Origin of the sequence: Pseudomonas sp. 50_B (assembly GCF_017491625.1) — a bacterium.
Classification (GTDB): domain Bacteria; phylum Pseudomonadota; class Gammaproteobacteria; order Pseudomonadales; family Pseudomonadaceae; genus Aquipseudomonas; species Aquipseudomonas danubii.
Window position 1 is genome coordinate 265,040 of record NZ_JAFGYX010000004.1, and the last position, 26,567, is coordinate 291,606.

The 26,567-nt window shown below is 58.3% G+C and carries 22 protein-coding genes and 2 pseudogenes; 11 read left to right on the forward strand and 13 right to left on the reverse strand.

Annotation, left to right across the window (positions count from 1 at the left end; genetic code table 11):
- Nucleotides 1-114 precede the first annotated feature (114 nt).
- Both J5M73_RS08010 and J5M73_RS08015 read right to left on the reverse strand, forming a co-directional pair.
- A pseudogene (locus J5M73_RS08010) lies at nt 115-477 on the reverse strand (hypothetical protein); the annotation flags it as partial.
- 134 nt (nt 478-611) lie between these two features.
- Nucleotides 612-1,241 (reverse strand): response regulator transcription factor, encoded by a 630-nt coding sequence (locus J5M73_RS08015; RefSeq protein ID WP_102879957.1) that lies wholly within the window; start codon nt 1,239-1,241, stop codon nt 612-614.
- A gap of 222 nt (nt 1,242-1,463) precedes the next feature.
- On the opposite strand from J5M73_RS08015, the gene J5M73_RS08020 reads away from it, so the two are divergent.
- Nucleotides 1,464-2,669, forward strand: a complete 1,206-nt coding sequence (locus tag J5M73_RS08020; protein WP_207815342.1) for an EAL domain-containing response regulator — start codon at nt 1,464-1,466, stop codon at nt 2,667-2,669.
- A gap of 92 nt (nt 2,670-2,761) precedes the next feature.
- A complete protein-coding gene (locus J5M73_RS08025; RefSeq protein ID WP_207815343.1) occupies nt 2,762-6,409 on the forward strand; it encodes a transporter substrate-binding domain-containing protein in 3,648 nt (1,215 codons plus the stop codon).
- Nucleotides 6,410-6,773: 364 nt separating this feature from the next.
- On the opposite strand, the gene J5M73_RS08030 is transcribed toward J5M73_RS08025, so the two are convergent.
- The gene (locus J5M73_RS08030; protein WP_123393064.1) at nt 6,774-7,235 is read right to left on the reverse strand and encodes a hypothetical protein; all 462 of its coding nucleotides are present in this window, start codon (nt 7,233-7,235) and stop codon (nt 6,774-6,776) included.
- A gap of 270 nt (nt 7,236-7,505) precedes the next feature.
- On the opposite strand from J5M73_RS08030, the gene J5M73_RS08035 reads away from it, so the two are divergent.
- Nucleotides 7,506-7,934 (forward strand): hypothetical protein, encoded by a 429-nt coding sequence (locus J5M73_RS08035; RefSeq protein WP_243433710.1) that lies wholly within the window; start codon nt 7,506-7,508, stop codon nt 7,932-7,934.
- A 152-nt stretch (nt 7,935-8,086) separates the two neighbouring features.
- Here the strand turns inward: J5M73_RS08035 and J5M73_RS08040 are convergent, their stop codons facing one another.
- Nucleotides 8,087-8,476, reverse strand: a complete 390-nt coding sequence (locus J5M73_RS08040) for a MerR family transcriptional regulator (protein WP_102864217.1) — start codon at nt 8,474-8,476, stop codon at nt 8,087-8,089.
- A gap of 74 nt (nt 8,477-8,550) precedes the next feature.
- On the opposite strand from J5M73_RS08040, the gene J5M73_RS08045 reads away from it, so the two are divergent.
- From J5M73_RS08045 to J5M73_RS08055, 3 genes are all read left to right on the forward strand, one after another.
- Nucleotides 8,551-9,630, forward strand: a complete 1,080-nt coding sequence (locus J5M73_RS08045; protein ID WP_207815352.1) for an SDR family oxidoreductase — start codon at nt 8,551-8,553, stop codon at nt 9,628-9,630.
- Nucleotides 9,631-10,051: 421 nt separating this feature from the next.
- Nucleotides 10,052-10,951: an EamA family transporter gene (locus J5M73_RS08050; RefSeq protein WP_102864215.1), complete on the forward strand. Its 900-nt coding sequence runs from the start codon at nt 10,052-10,054 to the stop codon at nt 10,949-10,951.
- 242 nt (nt 10,952-11,193) lie between these two features.
- Nucleotides 11,194-11,853 (forward strand): hypothetical protein, encoded by a 660-nt coding sequence (locus J5M73_RS08055; RefSeq protein ID WP_115582135.1) that lies wholly within the window; start codon nt 11,194-11,196, stop codon nt 11,851-11,853.
- 268 nt (nt 11,854-12,121) lie between these two features.
- On the opposite strand, the gene J5M73_RS08060 is transcribed toward J5M73_RS08055, so the two are convergent.
- Together J5M73_RS08060 and J5M73_RS08065 are read right to left on the reverse strand one after the other, a co-directional pair.
- Nucleotides 12,122-12,808, reverse strand: a complete 687-nt coding sequence (locus J5M73_RS08060; RefSeq protein ID WP_207815354.1) for a hypothetical protein — start codon at nt 12,806-12,808, stop codon at nt 12,122-12,124.
- Nucleotides 12,805-13,413, reverse strand: coding sequence for a TetR family transcriptional regulator (locus J5M73_RS08065; RefSeq protein WP_207815355.1), 609 nt, complete (start codon nt 13,411-13,413; stop codon nt 12,805-12,807). The genes J5M73_RS08060 and J5M73_RS08065 overlap by 4 nt, the downstream gene beginning before the upstream one ends.
- A 105-nt stretch (nt 13,414-13,518) precedes the next feature.
- Here J5M73_RS08065 and J5M73_RS08070 point away from each other — a divergent pair, with 105 nt between their 5' ends.
- The 5 genes from J5M73_RS08070 (at nt 13,519) to J5M73_RS08090 (ending at nt 18,359) form a co-directional block, all read left to right on the forward strand.
- Entirely contained in the window at nt 13,519-15,033 is a 1,515-nt protein-coding gene (locus J5M73_RS08070; protein WP_207815357.1) for a 2OG-Fe(II) oxygenase, read from the forward strand.
- Between the two features lie 241 nt (nt 15,034-15,274).
- Nucleotides 15,275-15,529, forward strand: a complete 255-nt coding sequence (locus J5M73_RS08075) for a bacteriocin immunity protein (RefSeq protein ID WP_102864210.1) — start codon at nt 15,275-15,277, stop codon at nt 15,527-15,529.
- A 246-nt stretch (nt 15,530-15,775) separates the two neighbouring features.
- Nucleotides 15,776-16,531: a DUF4239 domain-containing protein gene (locus J5M73_RS08080; RefSeq protein ID WP_102864209.1), complete on the forward strand. Its 756-nt coding sequence runs from the start codon at nt 15,776-15,778 to the stop codon at nt 16,529-16,531.
- A 389-nt stretch (nt 16,532-16,920) separates the two neighbouring features.
- The gene (locus J5M73_RS08085; protein WP_207815359.1) at nt 16,921-17,514 is read left to right on the forward strand and encodes a hypothetical protein; all 594 of its coding nucleotides are present in this window, start codon (nt 16,921-16,923) and stop codon (nt 17,512-17,514) included.
- A 230-nt stretch (nt 17,515-17,744) separates the two neighbouring features.
- Nucleotides 17,745-18,359, forward strand: a complete 615-nt coding sequence (locus J5M73_RS08090) for a hypothetical protein (protein ID WP_243433711.1) — start codon at nt 17,745-17,747, stop codon at nt 18,357-18,359.
- A gap of 505 nt (nt 18,360-18,864) precedes the next feature.
- On the opposite strand, the pseudogene J5M73_RS08095 reads toward J5M73_RS08090, so the two are convergent.
- The 7 genes and pseudogenes from J5M73_RS08095 to J5M73_RS08125 form a co-directional block, all read right to left on the reverse strand.
- Nucleotides 18,865-19,251: pseudogene (locus tag J5M73_RS08095) on the reverse strand (PAAR domain-containing protein); the annotation flags it as partial.
- Nucleotides 19,252-19,694: 443 nt separating this feature from the next.
- A complete protein-coding gene (locus J5M73_RS08100) occupies nt 19,695-20,858 on the reverse strand; it encodes a ubiquitin-like protein (RefSeq protein WP_180988595.1) in 1,164 nt (387 codons plus the stop codon).
- Nucleotides 20,859-21,163: 305 nt separating this feature from the next.
- Nucleotides 21,164-21,598, reverse strand: coding sequence for a hypothetical protein (locus J5M73_RS08105; protein ID WP_243433712.1), 435 nt, complete (start codon nt 21,596-21,598; stop codon nt 21,164-21,166).
- A 239-nt stretch (nt 21,599-21,837) separates the two neighbouring features.
- Nucleotides 21,838-22,773, reverse strand: coding sequence for a PoNe immunity protein domain-containing protein (locus J5M73_RS08110; RefSeq protein ID WP_207815366.1), 936 nt, complete (start codon nt 22,771-22,773; stop codon nt 21,838-21,840).
- Between the two features lie 148 nt (nt 22,774-22,921).
- Entirely contained in the window at nt 22,922-23,470 is a 549-nt protein-coding gene (locus tag J5M73_RS08115; protein WP_015635120.1) for a cupin domain-containing protein, read from the reverse strand.
- 250 nt (nt 23,471-23,720) lie between these two features.
- Nucleotides 23,721-25,001: an FAD-binding oxidoreductase gene (locus J5M73_RS08120; RefSeq protein ID WP_115582129.1), complete on the reverse strand. Its 1,281-nt coding sequence runs from the start codon at nt 24,999-25,001 to the stop codon at nt 23,721-23,723.
- A 55-nt stretch (nt 25,002-25,056) separates the two neighbouring features.
- Nucleotides 25,057-26,547 carry an aldehyde dehydrogenase gene (locus tag J5M73_RS08125; protein WP_207815368.1) on the reverse strand — a complete coding sequence of 497 codons (1,491 nt, stop codon included), beginning with the start codon at nt 26,545-26,547 and terminating at the stop codon, nt 25,057-25,059.
- Between the last annotated feature and the right edge of the window lie 20 nt (nt 26,548-26,567).

Consider the following 26,567-nt stretch of genomic DNA (forward strand, 5'->3'; position numbering starts at 1 on the left):
CAAGTCAAAACTCCTGCGTCACGAAGCGTCAATTTCCGAACATCGGCCGACGCATTATGTTTTGCCCGGTATCACGTGTTAAACGCGTAACACGCCCATACCCATCAGCTGGTTTCACAGGACGAACAGCGTCGCCAGATGGCTGTGTTTTTCATCAGTCCGCGAGAGCGCACGCTCACCTGACCAAACTGCCGCTTGATCACCCGAAGTGGATGCTCAATCTTGGCCCGCGCCTGCGTTTTCAATATTCGATCTTGGTCGAGCTCGGGGCATGAACAATAGTGATATCAACGATGATGCCTTGGCGCAGAAAGAGCCCCTTTTCCTGCAAATAACCGTTGATGACCACAAGGGTCACGGGCGCCAGTTGGTGCTTTTCTAGCAGGTGCCTGAAGTTCATGATCGTGGCGTCTTCGGGGATCGGCGCGCTCAGCGTCAGACGTGCGAACTGGCGCTTGGGGTAATTTTATAGATGGCTCACAAGAGCGCGGATCGGGAAGTCAGGCGTATTCAGCACATCTGCGGACTTGATCGGAGCATCCACGAGGATGCCCCGATACCCGCAGTTCAAATCGGGTTGCCGAATATCAATGTTGCCGCTTTGCCATCTTTCAGAGAATCAGCCCATGGCGCTTAGCGAACTCTGCCAGGCCAACTTGCGAGCCCTGACCAAGCTTCTGTAACAAGCGAGCCTTGTAGGTGCTGACGGTCTTGTTGCTGAGAAACAGCTTCTCGCTGATGGCCTTGTTGGAATAGCCCTGAGCCAGATACTGCAGCACGATCATTTCCCGATCGGTCAGTGAGCCAATCAGCTCGGTCTCGGACAACTGCTCGGCAGCCGGCTTGGAAACATCGTTCACCAGCGAAGGATAAAAGGTATAGCCGGCCAGCACCGCATTCAGCGCCACCACCAGGTTGCTCAGGTCTTCTTCCTTGTTGACGAAGCCTCTAGCGCCAAGCTGGATACAGCGCTTGCAAAAGCTTTCGACAGACTGCGATGTCAGCACCAATACCTCGGTGGGCAAGCCCAGCGCCTTGATCCGGGACAGCACCTTGAGGCCATCGAGTTTGGGAATGCCGATATCGAGAATCACCACACTCGGAACATGCTCGCGCACCAGTTCTATCGCATCCAGCCCGTTATCGGTTTCGCCCACCACCTGCATATCGTGCTTTTCCAGTAGAACCTTCACCGCCAATCGAACGACGGGATGATCATCCACTATTAATACGCTGTGCATAATGTCATTTCACCTTATAACTTGCCGCCGGGCAGCAACTGCGAGGGCGCAAATTCCTCGGATTTGACCCGACTTACAAGTGGTTATTGACGATCATTGGAAAATTCAGACGCTCTGATTTTTTCATTAGGAAATTTCCTACAAGACATGAAGATACATCTAATGGCCCCGTATCAAATGACTTAAGCAAGATATCCGACGAGTCAACAACACGAGCCAGCAATGCAACACCTGAACGTTCTAGTTTTGGAAGATGAGCCCCTGCAACGCCTGGTTACCATCACTGCGTTAAGGAAGGTGATACCCGTCCAGATTCATGAAGCCATCAGCGGCAGTCAGGCATTGGCACTGTTGGAAAGTTGTGAAGCCATCGACATTGCCATCTGCGATTTGAAAATGCCCGGCATGGACGGCCTGGCTTTCCTTCGTCACGCCAGTCACAGCGGCAAACTGCGCGCGGTCATCCTTTGCAGCCAGATTGATCTGGCGCTGCGCAACACCACCGTGTCCATGATCAAGCGCCTGGGTCTGCATTTTCTCGGAAGCCTGAGCAAACCCTTCAACCTGGAGCGTCTGACCACCTTGCTGAAGCGATACCAGTCCCTGCGGCATGACCTGGCCAGTCCGCTCAAGAGCATTGCGCTGCCCACGCTAGGTGATGTGTTGCGCGGTCTGGACAACGGAGAGTTCGAACCCTACTACCAACCCAAGGCGGCACTCGATACCGCTGCCGTGCTGGGCGCCGAAGTCCTGGCTCGCTGGAACCACCCACAACTGGGGGTGCTGCCGCCGTCACACTTCCTGAACATCATGGAAGACCACAACCTACTGGATCGACTGTTCTGGCAATTGTTCGATCAAGGTCTGGCGCTGCGGCGCAAACTGGCAAGAAACGACCTACCGCTGAATTTTTCCTTCAACTTGCACCCCTCACAATTATCCTCCGCAACTCTGACTGAATCCGTGACGTCCTTGTTGGCGCTCTTCCAGGTGCCTTCAAGTTGCATCACCTTTGAAATCACCGAAACCTGTGTGATGAGCGCTTCCGCGTACAGCCTGGAAAATATGGTGCGCCTGCGGCTCATGGGCTGCGGTTTGGCCATGGACGATTTCGGCGCCGGCTTCGCGTCTCTGGAACGGCTCTACGAGCTGCCCTTCAACCAAATCAAGTTGGACCGCGACTTCGTGCGCAAGATGAGACATCACCCTGCAAGCAGCGCCATCATCCGCTATACCTTGGCCCTGGCTGGCTCCCTGGGAATGTCAGTGATCATCGAAGGCGTGGAAACCCATGAACAGCAGGAGCAACTATTGAAGTTGGGGGGCTCGATTGCCCAAGGTTTTCTATTTGCCCGCCCCATGCCGGAAAGTCACTTCATCGCCTATTGCAACAAGCCCTCAAGTCCCCCCACTAACGATATAAATTGATAGGCCAAAGCAACCCCCGACAGCTACTATTTTCACTCTGTATTTTCAGCGTTCTCGACTCAACTAAGCCTCCCTCATTTTCTGAAGAGACCATGCACTCACGACTTATCTGGCTACTTGCCTGCTTGGTGACCATTGCCGCTCAGACGGCAGCGGCCCAGCCACCCCTACTGCCCAATACGCTGTATAGCGAGGTGCGCCTCGATCACCAAGAACTGGTACTTGAACAAGAGGACTGGCACTGGCTACGGCATAAGTCGGAGTTGAAAATCGGTGTGGTCGCACAAGAGTCGCCTCCCTTCAATGTCGATTACAACGACAGTCACTACGAAGGCATTACAGCGGACGTCAGTTCATTGATCGGGCAGATGCTCGGAGTCGGCATGACGGTGGTTCCCTTCGCCACCCGAGAACAAGCCCTACAGGCGCTGCAGGCCTCCTCCATCGACTTGATGGGCAGCTACAACAGCCCCGGGCATTCCAGCAATGCCGTCAGCTTCACCCGTCCGTTCGCCGATGGCCGGTTGGCCTTGTTCAAGCGCAACGACGAGTTGCGCCAGTCCCCGGCAAACCTGGCCGGGCTGCGAGTCTCCGTGGTCAAGGAACACAGCGGCGAAGCGCAGTCGCGCTTTCCTCGTGCCCACCTGATGATCTATCCCACGCACAACGAAGCCCTGGCTGCCGCTGCATTCGGTCACGCCGACATGTACCTGGACGATGTACTCAGCGCCTACTTCCAGATCAATCGCTCTTACTACGGTTTTCTCAAGTTCGAGCGCTTCGTTGACCTGGCGACGGGTGGCTATGGCTATGCGATCAACAAGGACAACGCCCGTCTTCAGCGCATCCTTGACCGCAGCATCGAGGCCATCGGCAAGGAAAAACTGAACAATCTGAGTCAGCGCTGGGTTGGCAGCGGTTTCGTGCCCACCGGCGAAAAGATTGTGTTGACCCCAGAAGAATCACGCTGGATCGAGCGTCACCCGGTGATACGCCTGATCATCAACGACGACCTGGCCCCCGCGGCGTTCTTCGACGCCAACGGGGTGTTCTCCGGAGTCGCGGCCGAATTGCTGGAGATCATCTCGCAGCGCACCGGCCTGCATTTCCAGGTGACGGTGCGCAACGGCAGCTATCCGCAACAGATTGAAGCCATGAGCAACGGCGAGGCGGACATGGCCATCATGACGGCCAGCCCGCAACGCGAGGACAAGCTACGTTTCACCCGGCCCTTCTTGACCAGTCCCTTTGTCCTGATCACCCCCAGTGGCATGCAGGACCAGGTGCTGACAGCAGAGGATCTGGCAGGCAAGCGTATTGCCGTGCCATCAGGTCACGTGACCCTGCAACATCTGCGCGACCTCTATCCGCGCACACAACTGATCGAGGCCAGTGCTTCCCTGGATGCCATGAACAAGGTCTATGACGGCAGCGCCGACGCCGCCGTGGTGTCGTTGCCGGCCGCTCGCTACTACATTGTCCGCCTGTTTCACAATCGCCTGAGCATCGCCGACCTGATCCACACCAGTCGGGCAACCGCCAGCTTTGCTCTGCGGCGCAGTGACTCCGAGCTGCAGTCCATACTCGACAAGGCCCTGCTCAGTCTCCCAGCGGACGATCTGAACGCCATTGCCAACCACTGGCGCTCACCACCGGGCATGAGTGGCGAAACCTGGCGCGACTATGCGCTGCTGATCGCCGAAATCATCGCCGCCGCGGCGCTCCTGCTGTTGCTGACACTGGCCTGGGCCTTCTATCTGCGACGTCGGATCAAGGCCGAGAAAACCCTGAACGACCAGTTGCGCTTCATCGAGACCCTGGCCGAAAACATGCCTCCGGTTCTCTACATTCGTGACATGGACGGCAAGATGCTCTCGTGCAACCGCAGTTACCTGCAGAGTGTCGGCCTGAGCGCCGAGCAGGTTCTGCACAAATCCGTGCAACAGCTGCCCAAGGAGCATTTCTGCGCTGAACCCGACCTGCATCACAGCTACCTGCAAGCCATACGCGACGGTCAGACCATCAGTTCGGTGTACCAGGTCAAGTTGCAGGGCAAGGAGGTCTGGATCGATCACTGGATCCAACCCTTCCAGGACAACAATGGCGTCACCAAAGGCGTTATCTGCGGCTGGCTGGACATCACCAAGCATCGGCATCTGGTCCAGGAGTTGAAAGAGGCGAAGAACCTGGCCGACCAGGCCAGTCGCACCAAGACCACGTTCCTGGCCACCATGAGTCATGAAATCCGCACCCCCATGAACGCGATCATCGGCATTCTGGAACTGGCGCTCAAACGGGCCGACAGCGACCGGATTGAGCGCTCCAGCATCGAAATTGCCTACAGCTCGGCCAAGAGCCTGCTGGAGCTGATCGGCGATATTCTCGACATCGCCCGCATCGAGTCGGGGCGCCTGAGCCTTTCGCCCAAACGCGCCAACCTGCGCGAGCTGGTGGAATCCATAGCCCGTGTGTTCGAAGGTCTGGCACGACAGAAATGCCTGAGCCTCATCCTCGAAATCGACTCCAGCATCAATTGCGATGTGCTGGTAGACGGCATGCGCTTCAAGCAGATTCTGTCCAACCTGATAAGCAACGCCATCAAGTTCACCGAAGCCGGCTTCATTAAAGTGAGCATCAGCGGCGATCTGGTGGAGAACTCGTTGCTACAGGTCAAACTGCGCGTCGAAGATTCAGGGATAGGCATATCTCCTAGTAACCAGCAGCGACTGTTCCAACCTTTTGCCCAAGTCGAACGCAATGTCCTGAACACCGAAGGCACCGGCCTGGGACTGGTGATCTGTCGCTCCCTGTGCGAAATGATGGGCGGCACTGTCTCAATGAACAGCACCCTGGGCCAGGGCACCCAGGTGGAGGTGGATCTTCGCCTTCAAGTGCTGGAGCGCCTGGCCGCCGTAGAACCTGCACCCAGCATCAAGCGACGGCAGATGTACCGCCTGCAGATTCTGGTGGTGGACGACCACCCGGTGAACCGTCAGGTCCTGGGACAGCAACTGGCGTTTCTCGGGCACGACATAGTCGAGGCGGAAAATGGACAACAGGCACTGAAGACCTGGCGCGAGCACGCTCTTGACCTGATCATCACCGACTGCCACATGCCCGTCATGAACGGTGCCGAACTGGCCCGCTCAATTCGCCAGGATGAACGCGACACGCACAACGAACCGATCGTGATCATCGGCCTGACTGCCGACGCCCAGCCTGAGGAAGTGGAACGCTGCATCCAGGCCGGAATGAATGACTGTCTGATCAAGCCCATCAGCCTGGATGAACTGGAGGCGCGCCTGCTGGCCCTGGGTCAAGTCGAGGAAGACGAACGCGCCCCCCTGCCGCCCGAAGAACGCGTCAACAGCCAATCCCCACAGGTATTCGATCTGGAGTCGTTGCAGACCCTGGTGGGCAGCGAGCCGACCATGCTGCAGCACATCCTGAGCGAATTGCTCAGCAACAATCGCACCGATCTGCAGACCCTGGAGACACTGCTCCGCGACCAAGCAACAGCGGAACTGTCCGAGTTGGCGCATCGCATCAAAGGGGCAGCACGAGTCGTCAAAGGCGAGCAACTGGTGGAGAGCTGCCGGCAATTGGAAGATGCCTGTCAGAGCCCCGACCTGAACATGCCCCTGGTGAGCGACTGTGTTGAGCAGGTTAAACAGGCCATCGTGACCCTTGAACAGCAGCTGCTTGAGCAGTACGACGGATCGGCACCACTTGCCGGGTGATATCGAGGAGAACGCACGGACTGCCCCGCTTCAGCGGGGCCAAGGTGATTTTCAAAGGCGCTGAACGGCGCTGACCGCGCCAGTGAGTTGACCGCGGCAATGGCAGCAGGTTCGGCCGGCTTGGTGGCCAGGTTTGACTCATTGATCGCGGATTACAAGATGCCCGTTAGCCCCTCAAGAACATAAGCCGCCCCCACTATTGTCCAACCTGCATTGTGTATTAGTCCGGGGTTGTGTTTTGAGCCTTGCGATTAAAATTTCTTATGAACCGATTGCACTATCTTTGTAGTTCTGGCCTAAGTAATGCTGGAGAGATTCTCTCCAGCCATTATTATCTGAGCCCGACAAAAAAACAGAGAATGGCTTAGCTGCGCCCTCCAAGGAATCGATTAAAACTACTAATAAAATCTTTCCTCAGACCCGGCAATATTTTTTTCAGGATCAAAAAGTAAAGATAGATAGGGGTTGGACCATCGCCCTCCTCTTCCCAAACCTCCTCTGTACCATAGCAATAGAGCACACCTCGGATGAAATTTGCAAAATCTTCATCTTCCTTGCGACTTTGCTGCTCCATTTTCCAGAGATCGACAGTGAGCTTCTTTCGAAGTACCTCATCACTTTCGATACGCTCGCGCAAGATGGCCTCTTTCAAGAACGGCACCAACTTTTCCAACTTGCTGGCAGCAATAGTTTTTAATTCACCTCTTTGGATAAGACCCATTAGATAACTAGCGTACTCACGCGTCATCTCGCCATAAGAAACATTCGCATCAAGCAACTGCCCCTCCAGATCATCAAACTCTTTAACTTCTATACTATCAATCATTGTGTGGCTCCATCTTCCATTTCTAGCCTACTCATAACTTGTTTACATGACTTACAGAATGCTTCAAAACGCCATCATTCCTGTGCGTCGTTGATCTGCCACCTTTAGTTAGAGCCTTCAACTCATCGACTGTCTTAACGTTGTATTTTTTCGTAATATTGCTAAGGGCGATTCAGCCCAGCAGCCGGAAGTGGACAACGACCGGCTGCGACACTGCCGTCTCCACTCTCAACCCACGCCCCCCCAAAAAAATACGCCCAAAGGATGGAGATGAAACCCTGGCCCCTCCATGCAGGCACGCGCCGGCCATGGTACGTAAAGCTGCTCTGGATACCGCTGCTGTTTGGGCTGGTCACGCATTGGGACTTCGCGTTGCCAAGGGTGAATGTTCACTACTCCCAAGCCGGCCGGGATGAGCTCAGGTACATCTGGAATGTCCAGGATCGGATTGATAAAGGAGGAATGCTTCCCGGAGGCGGCGCAACCGATCATGGCGTGCTCTTCCCCGACGACGAGTTCTTCATGGAATTTTCCTGGTGGAGCAAGAACACGGGGCGTAATCACTGCATCAGCATCACCCCGCAATGGCCCCATACCCATATCTACCTGAACGCCGACGGCGACATCGACAGGCGAGAAAAGAGCGGAACCGATGTGCAGCGGTTGGCGGAGTGTCGATGGGATCGGGCCAAACCTTAGGTCTCCACTACGGCCAGAGCCCTGTGGTAACCAGCACGACCTCCGCTTCCGGCTTGAGCACACAGGAAAGGTGCTGGTTCGGCAGGCCTGTTGCTGTCGACCGCGCATGACGCACTGCTGCGGGGCTACGCCGATGGCTGGATGCGGGCCGCTCAGCTGGAAGCGTCGTTCAACCGCTGCAGCGCAAGTTGCTCGGCAGCACTGGCTTCGAGCTTGGCACGCTCTTCGTCCAGATACCGATAGATGCTTTGGAAGTTGGCGATTTTCTGTTTGATTTCTGCCATCTTTTTTTCAATGAGCTTGGCGCCCTCGGCACAGTCGATCAGCTTGTTGCGCTGCGCATCGAGAATCTCGCCTATTTCCCCCAGGGAAAACCCCATGCTTTGCGCGCGCTGGATAAAGTCCAGGTCCTGCAGTGTTTGCGCGGTGTAAACACGATAGTTGTTCGTTCGTCGCTGCGGTGAGATCAGGCCGATTTGCTCGTAGTAACGCAGCGTATGGCGGCTGGCGCCGCTGCGGGCCTCGATTTCACCAATTTTCATGAAAACACCACTTGACCATAGAGTTGGGTCGATAGTTTACGCTTGGTTTCTCACCTTCAACAAGGAACAGGGAAATGAGCGTGGAGTGCTTTGTCACCGGGGGTACCGGCTTCATCGGTCAACATTTGCTGGCACACCTGAGTGCAAAAGGTCACACCGTTCGGGTGTTGATGCGTCGCCCGGAGCGACTCGCGGCACTGCGGGAGCAAGTCGACCATTTGGGCGGCTGCGCCTCCCGGGTATTGGCCGTGGCCGGCGATCTGGAACGGGATCAGCTCGGGCTGAGTCCTGCCGACCGAGAAGCGTTGAGGCACGCCAGAGTCGTCTTCCACCTGGGTGCCCACTTCGCCTGGGGGCTTACCTTGGAACAGTCTCGTGCGGTGAACGTGGAAGGAGCCAAGCGCGTGGCGCTGCTGGCGGCTGAGCAAAACAGCCGGTTGGTGATGATCGGCGGCTACATGCTGCAAAATCATGAACACCTGCGACGCATCGGCATCGATCCTCACCATCCGCAGCGGACCGATTGGCCTGCGCTTTACCGGCATGTCGGTGGTTACGAGGCGAGTAAGCTGGAAGCGCATTTTGTGACCCTGGAGACCATGTCCGCCAAGGGCGGAGAGCTGACCGTTGTCCACCCCGCGACAGTGTGTGGCCACAGCCGCACGGGGCATATTCTCGACGGCCAGCCGCTGGTGGCGCTGATACGCAACCTGGTGCAGGGAAAGCTCACGGCCGTGCCCGGTACCGCCAGGCACTGGCTGCCACTGGTCACCGTGGACTACCTGGTGGAGCTGATGACGGCGAGTGCTTTTGATCCGGCCATGGCGGGCCAGGAACTGCTGGCGCTGGATGCGCAAACGCCCAACTTGCGAGAAATGTTGGTGCAGGTGGCACAACCTTTGGGCTTGAAGTCTCCCAAGCATCACGTTTCGCTCCGACTGCTGAAGTGGCTACTGAGCATTCCTCCTGTCGCGCGATTCATGAATACCCAGCCCGAAGCCTTGGACTTCATCCAGACCACTCGTTTTGATACCGCGGCCGTCGAGCAATTTGCCAGCAGGCATGGCATAGCCAAACCGGATATACGTCAGTCGTTGCAGCACACTGCAACCTTCGTCAACGCTCTTTGCCTCGCCAAGAGCCAGGCCGGCTGACTGTCCCTTCGGGGCGACACCGGCTGGAGGAGCTTTCCTCGGCTCAGTGATGGGGGCTGATCAACTGGCGAGCGCAACCAGGGTGCTTGCATTCGGCTCTTGTCGGGGCGTGTGGATCCCGTAGAGGGAGTACTCAGTGCATAATCGCCTGCGGCGTGGAGAGCTCGTTTGCCGGACAGCCCATTGCCTAGGCCATCCACTTGGGCAGGACTTTACCGCGCTGCCCGGAAGTGAACGTCCACCTGATCCAGCCACGTTCTCCAGCCTTGCTTGCGGGCATTTCAAGAAGCTCGACAACCTCCAGCTGGGGGATCGAGCTTATGCCCCGATCACGGCTGGGATCTTCGTCCACTCAAACTGTGCGCCGTCGATGCGGGCGGCATTCTATCGAACAACCATTCAGCGACAGGGATCGTCATCGATGCAATCCACTTTCAGCAAAGGCGTCATGTTTGCACTCTGTGCTGCGGCACTGAACGCAACGATCGGTGTACTCAGCAAAGTCCTCATGAATAATGGTTTCACCGCGAGCAGTGTCGCTGTCATCAAGACCCTACTGGGTTGCGTGCTGCTGTCGATCTTGCTGTTTTTCCTCAAGCGCCCGGCGAAATCGAGCCAATGGGTCCAGGCGGCTATCTGCGCCTTCCTTGGCATCTTTGTGCTGTTCCATTTCGAAACCTCCGCCTATCGACACTACGCGGCGGCAGGTGTGGTGGTGGTTCTGATGGCCAGCGCCTCCATTTCCTCGATCATTCTGGGGCGCATTTTTCTCAGGGATCCCATCACCGCGAATGCCACCGTTGGCGCTGCACTGGCCATCGCCGGGATCTCGGTGATATTCGGCGGCGACCTGCAGCAGGGCTTTACCCTGGAAGGTGCGGCGCTTGCCTCCATGGCCGGCTGCGGCTATGGGGCCTTTTCGGTTGCCATGAAGCGCATGGGGGTGTCGGGAGGACTGCATTTCACCCGCCAATTGTTGTTCTTCGGCGGCCTGTACCTGCTGATGCCGGCGGCGGCCGACGGCTTCACGCTGGGCGAACTGTCGCCACTGGCGATCGCCGCCCTGCTGGCGCTGGCCACACTGCCGACAATCCTGGGCTTCTTCTGCACCACCAAGGCCATCGAGTACCTCAAGCCATCCCAAGTGCAAGCGCTGGAGTTGACCGAGCCACTGTTCGCCGCGCTGCTGGCGTTTGTGGCGCTCAATGAAGTTCCCCGTGAAAGCCTGTATGCGGGCGCGGCACTGATCATCCTCGGTCTGTGCTTCTCCAATGAGCTGATTCGCTTGGGCAGCAAAGCCTCGGTGCCTTCTGTCGAATGAGCTATTTGCGGGCCCTGATTGCTTTGGCGGTCGGTGACCTTGAACGGATGGGTCGCGGCTTTCCGGATACCCGGTATTTCCTCGAGAAAATGCACCAGGCCACAACTCTTTCTGCATGGCCGGTACACAGAGAAATCAGCAAGCCGCCCAAAGAACACAGCAGCAACGCCTGCTAAACTCCCGTCCCCCAACCCACTTGAAGATGACCAAAGACTCTGGTCGCCGATTGAAAGGACTCTCCCATGAACAAGCTGATCCTTAGCCTTTTTGCCTCAACACTGGCCCTGTCCGTTGACGTTGCCCATGCTGCCTCCGTGGCCGAAGTCTTCACCGGCGACATGCTGGGCACCAATCAGCGGTACTTTGAATCCGTCGCCGGAATCCCTCGAGAGTCCTTCGGCGATGAGCACAAGTTCAAAGTCCAGGGCTGCAACATCACCGCCACCATAGAAGGCGGCACAGTCAGCAAACTGCGCATGGAGCTGACGCCCAAATGCCAGGCCGACCTGACCCAGTTCGTCGACACCTTCGCCCCCGCTCCTGGCAAGCCGCTCACCGTAGGCGCGTTCACCGAATCGTCCGGTGGCGGCCTGAGCTACAGCGCCAGTTGCCTGAGCATGTGCGGCAACGCCGCCGACCCTTCCGTCTACGCCCACTGGGAAGGCCCCCGCGCCATAGGTTTCAGAGAGGTGCTGCTGGAGGTGGTGCTGGTCTCGGATGCCGCGCTCAGCGCCGCCGACCAATGGGAATCGCAGATGCGCAAAGCAGAAGGCGAAGACTACGTGATGGAAACTCGCTTCAACTGCGACCAGAAATACGACGCCGCGGCGCAGAAGGCCTTTGAAAAGGTGCAGGTCAACGCGGTCACCATCGGCACCGGGCTCAAAGCCTCCGGTTGCTGACAGTCAGCACGAAAAGCCACACAGCAGCCGGAAGTGGATAACGGCCGGCTGCGACATCGACAGAACAGAGCGGAACCGATTGGCGGAATGTCGCTGGGATCGGGCCAAGCCTTAGGTCGATATCACGGGCGCAACGGCAGCCTGTGTGACCGGTAACCATGGTTTTTTGGCCGGCGATGCCCCGTCATCTGTTTGCGGTGACGGTTGAACTGCAGCGTGACCAGGCACCTGAAAAGGCGAATGCCCCGCCTCCGCTGTTGGCTGTTTCTCAGTCGAGACGCTCGATGGCGCGGGCAAGATTGACGCGGGCTTGCTGTTCGAATGCATCGAAGTACGGTGCAGTCGTATAGATGCGCCCGCGTGCCAGGAAGCCTTCCAGGACCTGGCGCCGCTTTCGGCGGTACACAAACAGAGGCACATATCGGTACTCGCGACGGACTTGGCGGTCGTACGCTTCAAACCGTGCGGTCGGTGCCCCAAGGATCGCCAGATCCGTGTCCACCAACACGGCCTCGTCTGCCGACGCTGGAGCGCCGTCGTGTCGCGTCACCATGATCAGGCCGTAAAGCCTGCGGCGGATTTCATCGCCCAGGCCGCTATCACGTGCCACCTCGTCCAGCCATTGCGCACTGCGCAACTCGTTGTCGCTGCGAAGGGGGTCGTATATGGCGTCATGAAACCAAAGTGCAAGGTCGACTTCAGCGGGGGCATGGCAGGCTGCGTTGATCAGTCGGCGCACCTGGAGGCATTCCTGCAAATGCTGGCAGTTGTGGTACGCACGATGGGGCTCGCGGTAGCGTCGAAGGAGCTCTTCGTAGGTTTCTCGCGGCGGGCAGCCGGCGCCGAGCTCTGCCCAGAGGCGGGCCCAGGCGGCGAAACCCACACCATCAGGCACCTCAGGGGCGCCGTGCGCGCCGACCGGAAAGAGACTGTGCCCTTCTGGCGGTTTGATCATCGCTCCTCCTGCGTATCAATGTAGCGCTCCACCCAATCGATCAACGTCGGTGCGGCGAAGGCCGTCGGCAGCAGTGGCCGCGCCGTGGTGGACAGCGTGAACGCCCCCTGGATAAAGCATGTAATGCCCGCCACCAGCGCGTCGAGCCCTCGGGCGCGGCGTCCGCGTTCGGCGAATCGCTGCCGGAGCAGGCCCTTGAGAAGCTTCATCTGCGCCGCTAGCACAGCCTGATAGACCTCACGCACGTCTGGGTCGTGGGCCGATTGCTCGCCGATCATCACCCACGCCGCCACCGCATCGGGCTGCGCGTCCGAACCGTAGGCCAGGTGTGCTGCAATATAGGTTTGAAGCCTTTGCTCGGCCGTCTGGGCCTCAGCGGCCCGGGCCTCGTAGCGCTGACGGGCGTAGCCGGCCAGTGAGTCGACCAGTGCCACCAAGATCTCGCGCTTGTCCTTGAAGTGGTAGTGCACCAGGCCAGGCGCCAGCTCCGCGTGCCGGGCGATGGCCGCTATGGTTGCGCCTGCGTAGCCGGCCTTGGCCATGACGGCCTGGAGTGCCGCCACAATCTGGCCGCGTCTTTCATCAGTGTTCGAGCGCCGTGCCATGTCACCTTCCCAATGTTGGTTGCGCGACCAGCTTAGCATTGACATCGACCCCGTCGCACCCTAGCTTTCCAAATATTGGTTATCAGACCAACTTTGGAGATCACGATGAATTCCTTCGCTGAACAACTGGTGGCCGGGGCGACTGCTCCGTCGGCCTCGGTCGAACTACCGCTGGGTGACCAGGTACGCTGTGTGCTGGTCCACGCCTTTCTTTCGGCCAGCGAGTGCGAAGCGTTGATAGAAGCCACGCAGAAGTGCGGGTTCGCCAGCTCAGGGTCTGACTACCCGTCCTCGTACCGCGATAATGACCGCATCGTCACAGACGACCCGGCTCTGGCTGGTCGACTCTTCGAGCGTTTGAAGCACTGCGCCTTGCGGATGCCGAGGCTGGGGACGGTGATCGATGAGGATGGGTGGCGTCTGGTCGGCATCAATGAGCGGCTGCGCTTCTGCCGCTACCGGCCCGGCACCCAGTTCCGTGCCCATCAGGATGGTGTACACCATCGCCAGCGCCAGCAGTCACGCCTGACCTTCATGATTTATCTTAACGACGATGCATTCAGCGGCGGAGAGACCGTGTTCTTCGAGGGGCGGTCCGCAGCCATGTCGAACCGGAATTCCACGCTCAGGCTGCGCCCCCGAAAGGGCAGCCTGATCGTATTCGACCACACCCTCTGGCATGCCGGCGCCTTAGTGGACGCAGGCCAAAAATACATCATGCGCAGTGACCTGATGTACGAGCCCCAGCATACCTTGCACGTCGACGGTCCCTTCCAGCCGGGCCACCACGGGTACGTATGGGCGCTTGCCGACCTGGGCGACAGGGGCTTGGCAAGCGCCGGGCGTGACGCAACCATCCGGCTGTGGGATCGCGAGGGCCGCTGCCTGGGTCAGCTTGACGGACATACACAATCCATTCTGGGTCTGGTGGAAGTGGCGCCTGGCGAGCTGGTTTCTCACTCGCGGGACCGTACGATCCGGCATTGGTCCTTGGCGAGCGGCAAGTCAAGGTTGGTCGGCACATCGGATTCGGCCGTCCTGTCCTCGGCAAGGTTAGGCGCTGGCCGCTTCGTGACCGGGGCTGCTGACGGACGCCTGACAGTCTGGAACCTGGCGACAGGTGCCGCGGACCGGCGTCAGGCCCACGCCTGCTGGGTCTGGGCGATCGCACCTACGGGCGACGGCGGTTTCGCCAGCGCATCGGAGGACGGAACCGTCAGGCTGTGGCAACCCCAGGAGCGGGACTGCGTACAAGTACTGGATCTGGGCCGCCCCCTGAGGACGCTGGCGAGCTGGATCGACGCCGATGGCAGCGTCACCTTGGCCGCTGGTGATCTCGACGGCGCGGTGCACCTGCTAGCGACCGAACCGAGGCTGGCGCTCCTGGATTGCCTGGCCGCTCATGACGGGCCGGTCCGGCGCGTGCGCTTCGAGGCGCGACACATACTGCTGACCTGCGGCGAGGATGGATTCGTCAGACGCTGGAACCTGCCCTCACGGCAGGGGGCGATCATCGGCTCACACGACAACTTTGCAACCGATGTACTCCCCACCCGCGCCGGTCGCTGGATCAGTTGTGGGTATGACGGCCGGATATTGGTGCATGACGACAAGGGCTAGGACGCCCTACCCCTGCACCACCCAATACCCGTGCTTTCGAGCGCACATACCGCACCAAGAACCAAGACCGCGGCCTATCATGTGGCCCGATCAATGGCCGGACAGGCCGTGGCCAAGGGTGCAGTCAGCACCGTTGCGGGTTTAGCGGCTACGGGTGGAGTTTCCAGCATGACGGCAGAAAGCTTGAGGGTTAAAAACCCACAAAATCACATTAATCTTCACAAGAAAAAATAGGCACAACATGGAAGATACTTCTGATTTTACCGAAGCCGAATTCATTTCCTTCGTCAAAAACATACGGGTCGTCAACAAGGGCGGGACGGACGATGAGCTGGGTGAGTTACTTGAAAAGTTCAGCAGACTCGCAGGCCATCCAGATGGCTACGACCTGATTTTCCACCCTGAACTCGGTGCGGATAACTCCGCCGAGGGAGTTACTAAAACAGTGAAGGAATGGCGGAAAGCCCAGGGACTGCCGGGATTCAAGAACGACTGATTGAAGCGCTTACCCACATAAAGAGACACGCTCATCGTTAAAAACGGCCATAAGCAGACGGTCGTGATCTGTTGCCTCTAAGGATTGGCAGAACTCGACCAGTATCTACCGATGATCAGCGCTGGCGTTAAAACCAATATGGGGGGCATTCCCGGAGTGCAACCGCAGTATCTACCGAGCAGAATTCGCAGAGAACCCCCACGGTCTATCCTTCAAGACTTGACTCCAATTGATCAGGGCTGATGTATGAACTCTCTCTGGATCGCACTGGCCATTTTTGGGTGCCTCGTTGCTGCCTCGCTTCTCATGATGCAGTGGTACCCAAAGCTGGCATCCCACCACAGGGATGAAGACACCAACTCCGTAATTCGTCTAGTAGCCAACATTTTTGTGGTTATGACATCGCTGGTCTTTGGTTTGATGATCAATTCTGCCAAAAACACTTTCGAGTCCATTGATGCAAACTTCCATGGGTATGCAACCAGCATGATCATTTTTGATCGGACACTGAGGGGCTATGGCGATGCGGCACAAGACACGCGAAACCGTCTGATCATCTATCTTGAGCGCGCTATCGAGACCCCGTATCGGGGAGACGAGGCGCTGCAGCATCGTAACAGCGAGGCGGCTAAACACCTGGATGATATAGGCAAGTCTTTGGCTCTTATAAAGCCCCCGGACCGCTACCATGAAACGATGCTTCAGGATATTCGTCAGCAGTATCATTCGCTCATTGAGCAACGCTGGAGGATCGTAGAGCAGTCAGAGGGCGCGATTCCTGGTCCGCTTATTGGGATGCTTGCTGCCTGGTTGACGCTCATTTTCGCCAGTTTTGGATACCGCGCTCCCCGTAATTCGATGGTGATAGGAATGTTCATCATCTCGTCATTGCTCATTGCGGCTTCCGTTTACCTTGTTTTGGACATGGACGTGCCATTTCATGGTCCTATCCAGATATCCGACGAGCCCCTGCGCAGGGCGCTCGCAGTAATGCAGCTCTAGGGGCGCGTAAAGCCCTGGCGTTCTGATTCGCGGCCTCGAGGCGGACCAAGCCGAAGTCCGCTTCTGGCCGGTAGCTGCCTTTCGCTAAGGGCCGCTATGGGTCGATAGCTGTCTCCCGTGAATGTCTGCTTTTGGCTGTGGATTCAACCGGTCGATGCAACAGATTGGCTAAATCGTTCAGCGGACGTTTAGGCTAGAGAAATAAATCTGTCCGTGTCTCTTGGGGCGACCACTACAGCTCAGCTTTCATGTAGAAACGCGGGTTTCGATTTTTACCTGGGCTCTTCACACCGCCTGGGCCGGAAGCAGACAGCTGTCGAGATAGGGTTCGGTAGCCGAGTTAAAGGGCCTCATTGCCTTTCTGCGCCTTTGGCCAACAGGTCGCTGGTATGATCCGCGTCCGGAGCCGCCTGCTGGAGGCGGTGTGTTTGAGCACAGGAAGTCCCATGAAAAGAATGCTGTTCGGTGTGTGTCTGCTATCACTGGCCGGTTGTGTCAGCTCGCCCGATACCTCCTTCACCCAGGCCACCCCAGGTTGCAAAGCGGCCACCGCTGAGGTCAATGGGAAACCGGTCACCACGCAATTCTGCATCAAGACCATCGCCTTCAAACCCTCACAATACCGAGTCACTGTTAACGACCAGGTTCTGTTCACCGGTACTGACTACCAACGCGTCGCCTTTACCAAAGCCATCAAGGAAGGTCTGGCCAAGGGCACATGCAACGAGCTGATCGAGTTGCAGGGCTCCGGCTCGACAACAGTGCCATTGAACGAGTTGCCCACCGAATTGGTGGCAGGTTGCCGGATTACGGCAGACGCGGCCGGTAACACCCAAGCCTTCAGCAAAGACGACGCCTGCGACAAGGTGTTCTACAAGTCGCTGGCGCCGTTGCTGGGCAAGGTGATGCCGGCTGAAGTAGCCCGCCAATGCAGCGTGACGGTGGGCGAGCAGACCGTGTTTGACCAACGTTTCAACTTTTAGAACAAGGCACTGGAGCAGAGGGGTAGATTTCCTTTCTCTGCTCTAGCCGATACCCGCCTCTCCGCTGTCCCTGCGCCACCCACCACCAGAACGGCGGAGCCCTAAGGTAGTTTTTAAAAGTCAGTGAACGGGTCCGAGGGCAACGGCAGAGGAATTGCGTCGCCTTTTTTCGTATCTTCAGAACTCAATCGGGGTTGCTCAGAGTCAACCTGACGTACATAAGGTACGTAATGAATGCTCAACTAAATAAATACCGAACAACTAATAGCCAGGGAAAGCTCAGGATGCGTCACTCAATAATTAACAGCTTGATTGCTATCAGCTTTGCCATAACATGCTCCGGCTGCACATCATATACGTCCAAGCCACCAATCAATGAACACTTCGAACCCAGAACAAAAGAAACCATCTCCAGCTTCACTTATAAAATGGACTCTGCATGGAAAAACAGCCGCTTCGCAAAGAGCGCATACGAAGCAACACAGAAAATCATTCCAAATGCACAAGACAATAGTTCAAGACTTATAGCTCCACGCCTTCCTGAATTAGAAATAAAAATCTCCGAGATTCCATCTGGCGGCGCTTGCGTACAAGAATACTTAACCGGCTTGAGTCTTGGCTTGATTCCTAGCTGGTGTACAAGACCCAACCTATTCAGGTTCGATTTCACACTGAACAATAGTCACGGTTTTTGCAGACAGAAATCCTACTCCATAAGCTCAATATCGTTCTCACACCTCGCAGTAATCCCATTCGCCCTACTCAGCACCGAAAGCAAACCGTTAACTATTTATCAGGCAGCGTTAAAAGACTTCCTTCAAGAAGGTCAATGTACAACGCGCTAACACGCTCTGTTCGACCTGGGAGAGGGAGCCACTTGCAGTGACAGCAGCCTAAAAAAACCTCCAACTACTATCAACCCACAGAACAGAGCACCCGCACCCAGGGTCGGGACACCGAATCCCATACTGACGGAACTTGCAACAGAATCAGTCGACCATTACCTGAAACGTAAAGCATATGAAATGCCATCAACCACTCACTTAACCCAGCCCATGTATTGACCGACAGACCACAGCAAAAGAAGAACCCCCAATAGAACTGCACCTGCTCGGTACCAGACCACCAGCTTCCTTCTAAGGCCTCGGGGAAAGTTATTGATATCTTCGATGCTTGCGCCCCCATCACGGATGTACATCGCAGGCCAGGCAATCACTCCAACAACACTCCCCATTAGAAACAGCCTCCCCGCTGGCCCGGCGCTCTTGAGCGAAGCTCTATTAGTGCCGAGCGGGACATGGGCTGCTCGACAATATGAAACCCCGGCTCGACGCCCTCCTGAAGGGCCGCCTTGGAAGCAGCCAACGGGCTGACCAGCGCATTGGCCGCCTGGGCTTTTTCCGTGAGCGCCGGATCGGCCAGCAGCGTGGCCATGCGCAACTCATCCACCGAGCCATCGGCGGGCGCGAAGAGCGAGCCGCCGAAAGTATCGCCAGAGCCGCTGACAAGGGTGCCGCCATGGCTGCTGAGGCTGCCCACATGGGCCAGGGGCCGGCCATTGACCAGCACAGAAGGAAATCCTGTGGTAATCACCGCGCCGCAGACACAGACATCACCGACCCGGGCCGCACCCATGCCGTTGATGATGACGTTGCTGGAGGCGGTCACGATGGGAGTGGTGCCGTGCCCCGGCATCGGGCAGACATGGCTGTCGTCCAGGCGAGAAGAAGCGATCATTGGGCACCCTGCGCCATGAGTGAAAAAGCCTCCCATCCGGGAGACAGGGGACCCTATCGCAGGAGTTCGGGCATGGCCCGAAGGTCATTCTTAAAAGTCAGCGAACAGAGCTGAGGCCAACGGCAGAGGCAGGACAGCAGCGCAGGGTCGATCTCTGGAAAGTGCTCCGCTCAAGCAAAAAGGCGACGCATTGCGTCGCCTCTTCGTTGCCTCAGTACTCAATCGAGGTTACGCCGGATCAGCCTGCCCTAAGGTTCTATCACCCAAGGTACGCAGCAGATCGAAGCCATCACTGAGCAACAGGCCGATGGCAAAGCGGATCTGTGGGAGGTCCTGCGGACCAGAAGCGCAGTCAAGGATTTCCAGCAGTAGGAAAAAATCTGTCCCGCTTTCCTTCATGGCAAAGGTTTTGGGGCTAGAAGTGACGATTCATCGCGGCCGTATCAGAACGAACCTGTCCAACTCATTGCCACCCAGCGTGCTGGCTGCTGCCCCTCATTGGTGGCATTGAGCAAGAACATCAACCGACTATCTAGCATCAACCACGCGACTCCGAGCTGGCCGCGCATCCAGGCTCGGTCGCTTTGCTCTGGGTCCAGACGAAAATGCTGCGTCCCCCAATAGGCGTCTATCGGGTCAGCATCATCATGAACACGGCGAACCCCTTCAATACCGGCGAGCAACTCAAGGTGATCCGCTAACAGGTACTTGCCATTCATCCCGAACCGAAGCTCAGAAATGCTGTGATTGCGTTCACCCAGCGACATGGCCTGACTACCACCGGCCTCGTCATAGGATGAAACTCGCGTTTGCACATAGTTCAAGTCTGCATAGGGTGAGAGCTCGACGCCCATGGGGCGCCAGAGAGCTTCCCAGTCCAACCGGGTACGCAACGCCACGGTATCGACTCCTGGAGTGGCGCTTGAGCCCTCATCCCCTGAAAGTGTCGAATAACCACGGCGAATGTCAGCATCGCCATGGTTGTAATACGCGGTCAGAGTCGACCAAAGATCGGGAGACAGCGCGGTCACTGGCGCGATGAACTCCACCAACAGGTAGGATCCTTGCTCTTTGATGGCATTCGCCCCTCCAGAGCTGTCGCGTACACGGCTTTTGCCCACCGCAAGCCCCAGTTGCGCGCCGCTTTCCGTAAGACGCTGGCACCCTCCGACCTCAGCAACCCCAACCGAGCTACCGGCACCGCCGAGGTCATCCCCGCCCCAATCTCCGGCTAGCCAAGCGCAATTTTGCTTGCCGGAGGCAACACGAAAATCCAGGGGGTGCCCGTGGTTTCCACTCAGTACTAAAACAGCGGAGTTCACTGCGAGTTTTGACACGTCGCTCGCCTGCCGGGCAAGTCCATCCAGCCCACTAGGCTGCAATACGATCTGCACCATCACCAGGTGAAGCGTCGAGTCTTTTGCAATGTTGTAATCCGAAAGAGTTCGGCCATCCTCCAGGGTTTTTCCGGCAAACCTCAGCGTCTGCTTGTCGGGAGGAATGCCTTCTTTATCCTGAATCTTGGCTTTGACATTCTCGAGCGTGTCACTAGCTTCAACGTCCAACGTGATGGTCTTGCCAGTGAGGGTCTTGACGAATATCTGCATGGCAAATGCGGGTGTGGTTACACCACATGCCAGCACTAGCAACAAGGCACGAACAAGCAGGGGAACTCTAACGATAGGTAGCGACACAAAAGATACCGACTCTGTAAAAAAGCCGGCGATAGTAGCACGGTAATATCACCTGAACAGCCACTCCCCCCTCAGTGAATCGCAGCTGGTTGCATACATACCTTCGGAGCTCATAGCGAAGCTACAGATCCAGCGTACTCATCTGACAGGACCTTGCGCCCGCGTCCGCTTTTGGACGAAAACAGCCCACCACGAGAAAGCTTTTCACCCCATAGCTTTCATTGAATGACGGTCACGAAGCTGGTTTCAATTTCGACGCATGCTGGCGGGAGCGTATTGACCAACATGGCGGCCTCGTCGCCCTGGTTAAGAAAAATCAGGAAGTCCCCGGACTCAAACTCGATCCTAAATCCGACTAGCCGAGATACCTGGCCATTGAGGGCATCGAGAACGCCCTTGACCTCGAGAACTTTCTCGCCTTCAAGGTGGGACGCTGATAACGCTGCAAGGAGGTTTTCCCTTTTCCAGGCACAGGTCACGCCAGGCTCTATCTCGAAGGAAACAGGCGTGTTGATAGGGTATATGTCAGCCCCAACACTCTCACCATCACTCAAGAGGTACATGGATATCACCTCTCGCCCGCCGAAATGCCATTCAATAGAGCCTACATATCCCAGACTCCTTTCCCCGTTGAAATAGTACTGGTCATGCATCAGCGCGCTCAGTCGCTTACCCACCAGCAAACGTGCCGTGTGCAAGTCTTGGGCTGCTCTGGTATGAGAAAAGCAATAGCGGCTATTCATTAAGCACCTCATGTACGTCGGACGAGGGGCAGTCCACTGCTGACCGAAAACTGCCACTCAAGGACGATGCCGTTGAGTCGATAGCAGCCCCTTCTGCATTCGACCAGAAACAAGGGTTGGCAAACGCTACAACGAATGGCAGCCCACCCCTACCCCTGCGCCACCCAATACCAGACCGCTCCCCCCTCAAACTCCGGCATCACTTCCCCCTGTGCAAAGCAGCGCCGCGACTCCGGCTGCGCCGGGGTAAACCAATAACCGGCCTTGCTGCAGGACTGCCCCGCCACCACCGGCGCTACATGCTTCGAATCGCTCGGCTGAAGACTCCTCGCATAGGCCACCAGATCCTTGGGATAGACCCTGTGCTCGACCCCGCTGTCATCGATGCCATATAGGAAGGCAATGGCCGCCGCCTCGAACGCCCAATACCCGCAATAGCTGCCCTCGTCCCCTTGCAGGTGGCTGTCGTGCCAGGGCGCTTGCTCGAACGCGGGGTACCAGTCGTCACAGTACTGCTGCAGAAGGTCGCTGGCCTCGGTCGGGTCGTCGGCGTAGATGGCCTGTATCAGCGGTGTGTAGACGTCGTGGTACCAGTCATCGACGTCATATCGGTCGGGCAGCAGTTTGCACAGCAGGTCTTCGTAGAGGGTGTCGTCCCCGGCGTAGCCCGCGGGGTCGATCAGGGCCACGAAGCGTTGGAGCAGGTCGGTGCGGTGCAGCAGGATGCACAGGCTGAACACCTGGACGCACTCTTGGTACTGGTCGAGCCAGTCGTCGATCGCCAACGGGGTGATATTCGGAATCTGGTTGTACTCGGCCAGTTGTCTTTGCAGGTGTTCGTAACTGTCCACCAGGGTTTCCAGCAAGGGAATCAGCAGGTCGATGCCGTGGCCGGCGGTGTAGCGGATGAGGATTTCCTTGAATATCCACTTCTGGAAATGCCGGGCCCTGAGGGACTTTTCCTGGGCTTCGGAGTCGGCCTCAAAGGTGTTTTCGGCAAAGAACTGCACGCTGTGCTGGTAATTGCTGAAGAAGTTCTCCAGGCGCGCAGCGCTGAGGAATGTTTGTCGTCTGTCCTTGATCATGGGTCTTCCTTGTCTGAACGGCGCCCGCTCCAGGCCCTGACCGCAAGCGCGGCAACGGCAGTCACCGACCTAAAAAACAAAGCCTGCGACACAAGGCGCAGGCTGGATAGGGTTGCAGCAGGTCGAGCCGGATCAGTTACCCGGCCCCTTAGAAGTTCGCCGGGGTGTTGGCGCTGATGATTTCCGCCTCATCCTGGCCAATGTTGCGAAAGCTGTGGGGCAAGGTGGTGGGGAAGTAATAGCCATCCCCCGGGTTGAGCACGCTGACTTGCCCGTCCACGGTCAACTCCACGGTACCGCGAGTCACCAGGCCGCACTCCTCGCCTTCGCTGTGCACGATGGCTTCTTCGCCGGAGCTGGCGCCGGGGGCGTACTGCTCGCGCAGAAAGCGCATCTGCCGGTTGGCCACCGGGGCGCCGATCATCAACAGGCGCAGGCCGTCGCGACCCAGGTCCGGCTGTTCGTTGGCGCGGAACACGTATTGGTGCTCCCGGGGCGGCTGGTCGAAGGTGAAGAAGTCGGCCAGGGACATGGGGATGCCTTCCAGCAGCTTTTTCAGGGAGCTGACGGAGGGGCTGACGCGGTTCTGTTCGATCAGGGAGATGGTGGCATTGGTGACGCCGCTACGACGGGCCAGCTCGCGCTGGGAGAGTTTGTAGCTTTCGCGAACGAGTTTGAGTCGGGTGCCCGTGTCCATAACAGCCTTATGTGAGAAGTACTTAAGGGTATTTTTGCGGCGGTTGGGTCGCGAGGATCGCGATTTGGCTGCCCTGGAGCCTGAAAAGGCGGCTATTTAAACATGTTTGACAGGCAAGCTGTAAAGGCTGGCGATGAGGGGTGTCGCAGTGGAAATGTGGGTGCTGTCGGGGAGCGTCGGGAGGTCCTGCGGACCTCGTCGCAGCCTGCGGCAGCGGCTACAGAGTGGGGGCTGTAGCCGTGACGTGCATTTAGATGCCGAAGCGGTCGCGCAGGGCGTAGTACGCGGCGCCCATGGCGGTCAGTGGGGCCTGGAAGGTGCGCCCGCCAATCATCGGCATGTGCGGCAGGGAGGCGAAGGCGTTGAAGCGTTCGGCGTCGCCGCGGATCATTTCAGCAATCAGCTTGCCCGCCAGGTGCGAACAGGTGACGCCGTGGCCGCTGTAGCCCTGCATGTAGTAGGCGTTCTTTTCGATCCGGCCAAATTGCGGCATGCGCGACATGGTCAGCAGGAAGTTGCCGGTCCAGCGGTAGTCGATCTTCACATCCTTGAGCTGGGGGAAGGTCTTGAGGATCTTCGGCCGGATCAACTGGTCGATGTCGTCCGGTTCCCGGGCGCCGTAGACCACGCCACCGCCGTACAACAGGCGGTTGTCGCCGGTGAGACGGAAGTAGTCCAGGAGGTAGTTGCAGTCTTCCACGCAGTAGTTGTTGGCGATCAGGCTGCGGGCCAGTTGTTCGGGCAGTGGCTCGGTGACCACGATCTGCGAGCCGCAGGGCATGCTCTTGCGGGTCACTCGTGGATCGAGGTCTTGCTGCAGGTAGGCGTTGCCGGCGATCAGCAGGTATTTGGCGCGCACCAGGCCCTTGGCGGTACGCACCACGTTGGGTTCGCCGTAGGTGATTTCCACCGCCGCCGATTGTTCGAAGATCTTGCCGCCCAGGCCGATGATGGCGCTGGCCTCGCCCAGGGCCAGGTTCAGCGGATGGATGTGGCCGCCCTGCATGTCCAGCAGGCCGCCGATGTAGTTCCTGGTGCCGACTTCGCGGTCGATCTGCGCCTTGTCGAGCAGCTTCAGGTTGTGATTGCCCAGGCGTTCCCAGTTGCGTTTCTGTTCCGCCAGGCCCTTGAGCTGCTTGTTGTTCAGGGCGGCGAAGATGCCGCCGGGGCGGTAGTCGCACTGGATGTCGTAATGCTGGATGCGCTGGCGGATGATGTCGGCGCCTTCGAAGATCATGCTGCCGAGCACTTCGGCGCTTTTTTCGCCGTAGCGTTCTTCGATCACGTCCACGTCGCGGCTGTAGGAGTTGACCAGTTGCCCGCCGTTGCGCCCGCTGGCGCCGAAGCCGACCTTGGCCGCTTCGAGCACGGTGACGCTGTAGCCCGCTTCCGCCAGGAACAAGGCCGAGGACAGACCGGTATAACCGGCGCCGATCACGCAGACGTCGCACTCCACACTCTCTTCGAGTTGCGGGTAGTCGGTGGTCTGGTTGCGGGTCGCGGCGTAGTAGCTGTTCACGTAGGTTTGCATGAGAAATTCCCCAGCGGGTACGGGCCCAGGCCCGCCGCCGCTGTTGTTATAAGAGTTAGAGCTTGATCCAGGTCGCTTTGAGCTCGGTGTATTTGTCAAAGGCGTGCAACGACTTGTCGCGGCCGTTGCCGGACTGCTTGAAGCCGCCGAACGGCGCGGTCATGTCGCCGCCGTCGTACTGGTTGACCCACACGCTGCCGGCCCGCAGGCCGCGGGCGAAGCGGTGGGCGCGGCTGAGGTCGGCGGTCCAGACCCCGGCCGCCAGGCCGAAGATGCTGTCGTTGGCGATCTGCAGCGCTTCTTCTTCGGTATCGAAGCTGATCACCGACAACACCGGGCCGAAGATCTCTTCCCGGGCGATGGTCATGGCGTTGGTCACGCCGTCGAAGATCGTCGGCTCGACATACAGGCCGCCAGTGCTTTCCAGGGTACGGACGCCACCGGCCAGCAGTTGCCCGCCCTGCTCCTTGCCGATGTCGATATAGCGCAGCACGTTGTCCAGCTGGCGCTGGTCCACCACCGCGCCGACCCGGGTTTGCGGGTCGAGGGCATGGCCCGGCTTCCAGCCCTTGAGGGCCTCCACCAGCAGCGGGATGAACTGCTCGCGAATCGAGCGCTGCACCAGCAGGCGCGAGCCGGCGGTGCAGACTTCGCCCTGGTTGAAGGCAATGGCCGCGGCCGCCGCTTCGGCCGCGGCGCGCAAGTCCGGGGCGTCGGCAAACACCACGTTGGGGCTCTTGCCGCCGGCCTCCAGCCACACCCGCTTCATGTTGCTTTCGCCGGAATACACCAGCAGTTGCTTGCCCACGGCGGTGGAGCCGGTGAAGGCCAGCACGTCCACGTCCATGTGCAGGGCCAGGGCCTTGCCGACGGTGTGGCCGTAGCCCGGCAGGACGTTGAACACGCCCTTGGGGATGCCGGCGTCCAGGGCCAGCTGGGCGATGCGGATCGCGGTCAGCGGCGACTTTTCCGATGGTTTGAGGATGAACGAGTTGCCCATCGCCAGGGCCGGGGCGAACTTCCAGCTGGCCATGATCAGCGGGAAGTTCCACGGCACGATGGCCGCCACTACGCCTGCCGGCTCCCGGGTCACCAGGCCCAGCTGGTCGTGGGGCGTGGCCGCCACTTCGTCGTAGAGCTTGTCGATGGCTTCGGCGTTCCAGCGGATGGCGTTGGCCGTGGCTGGAATGTCGATACTCATGGAGTCGCCAATCGGCTTGCCCATGTCCAGGGTTTCCAGGAGCGCCAGTTCTTCCTGGTGCGCAAGGATCAGGTCGGCGAAGCGCAGCAGGATGCGCTTGCGCTCGGCCGGGGCCTTGCTCGACCAGACGCCACTGTTGAACGCCTGGCGCGCCACCGCCACCGCACGATCGGCATCGGCCTGATCGGTGCTGGCAACGTTGGCCAGGAAGCGCCCGTCCACCGGGCTCAGGCATTCGAAGGTGGCGCCGCTGGCGGCGGCGCAGTACTGGCCGTCGATAAAGGCACGGCCTTCGAGGCTGAGGGACTGGAAGTACTGCTCCCAGTCGCTGCGGGATTTAGTCATGGCAAATACTCAAGACAGGA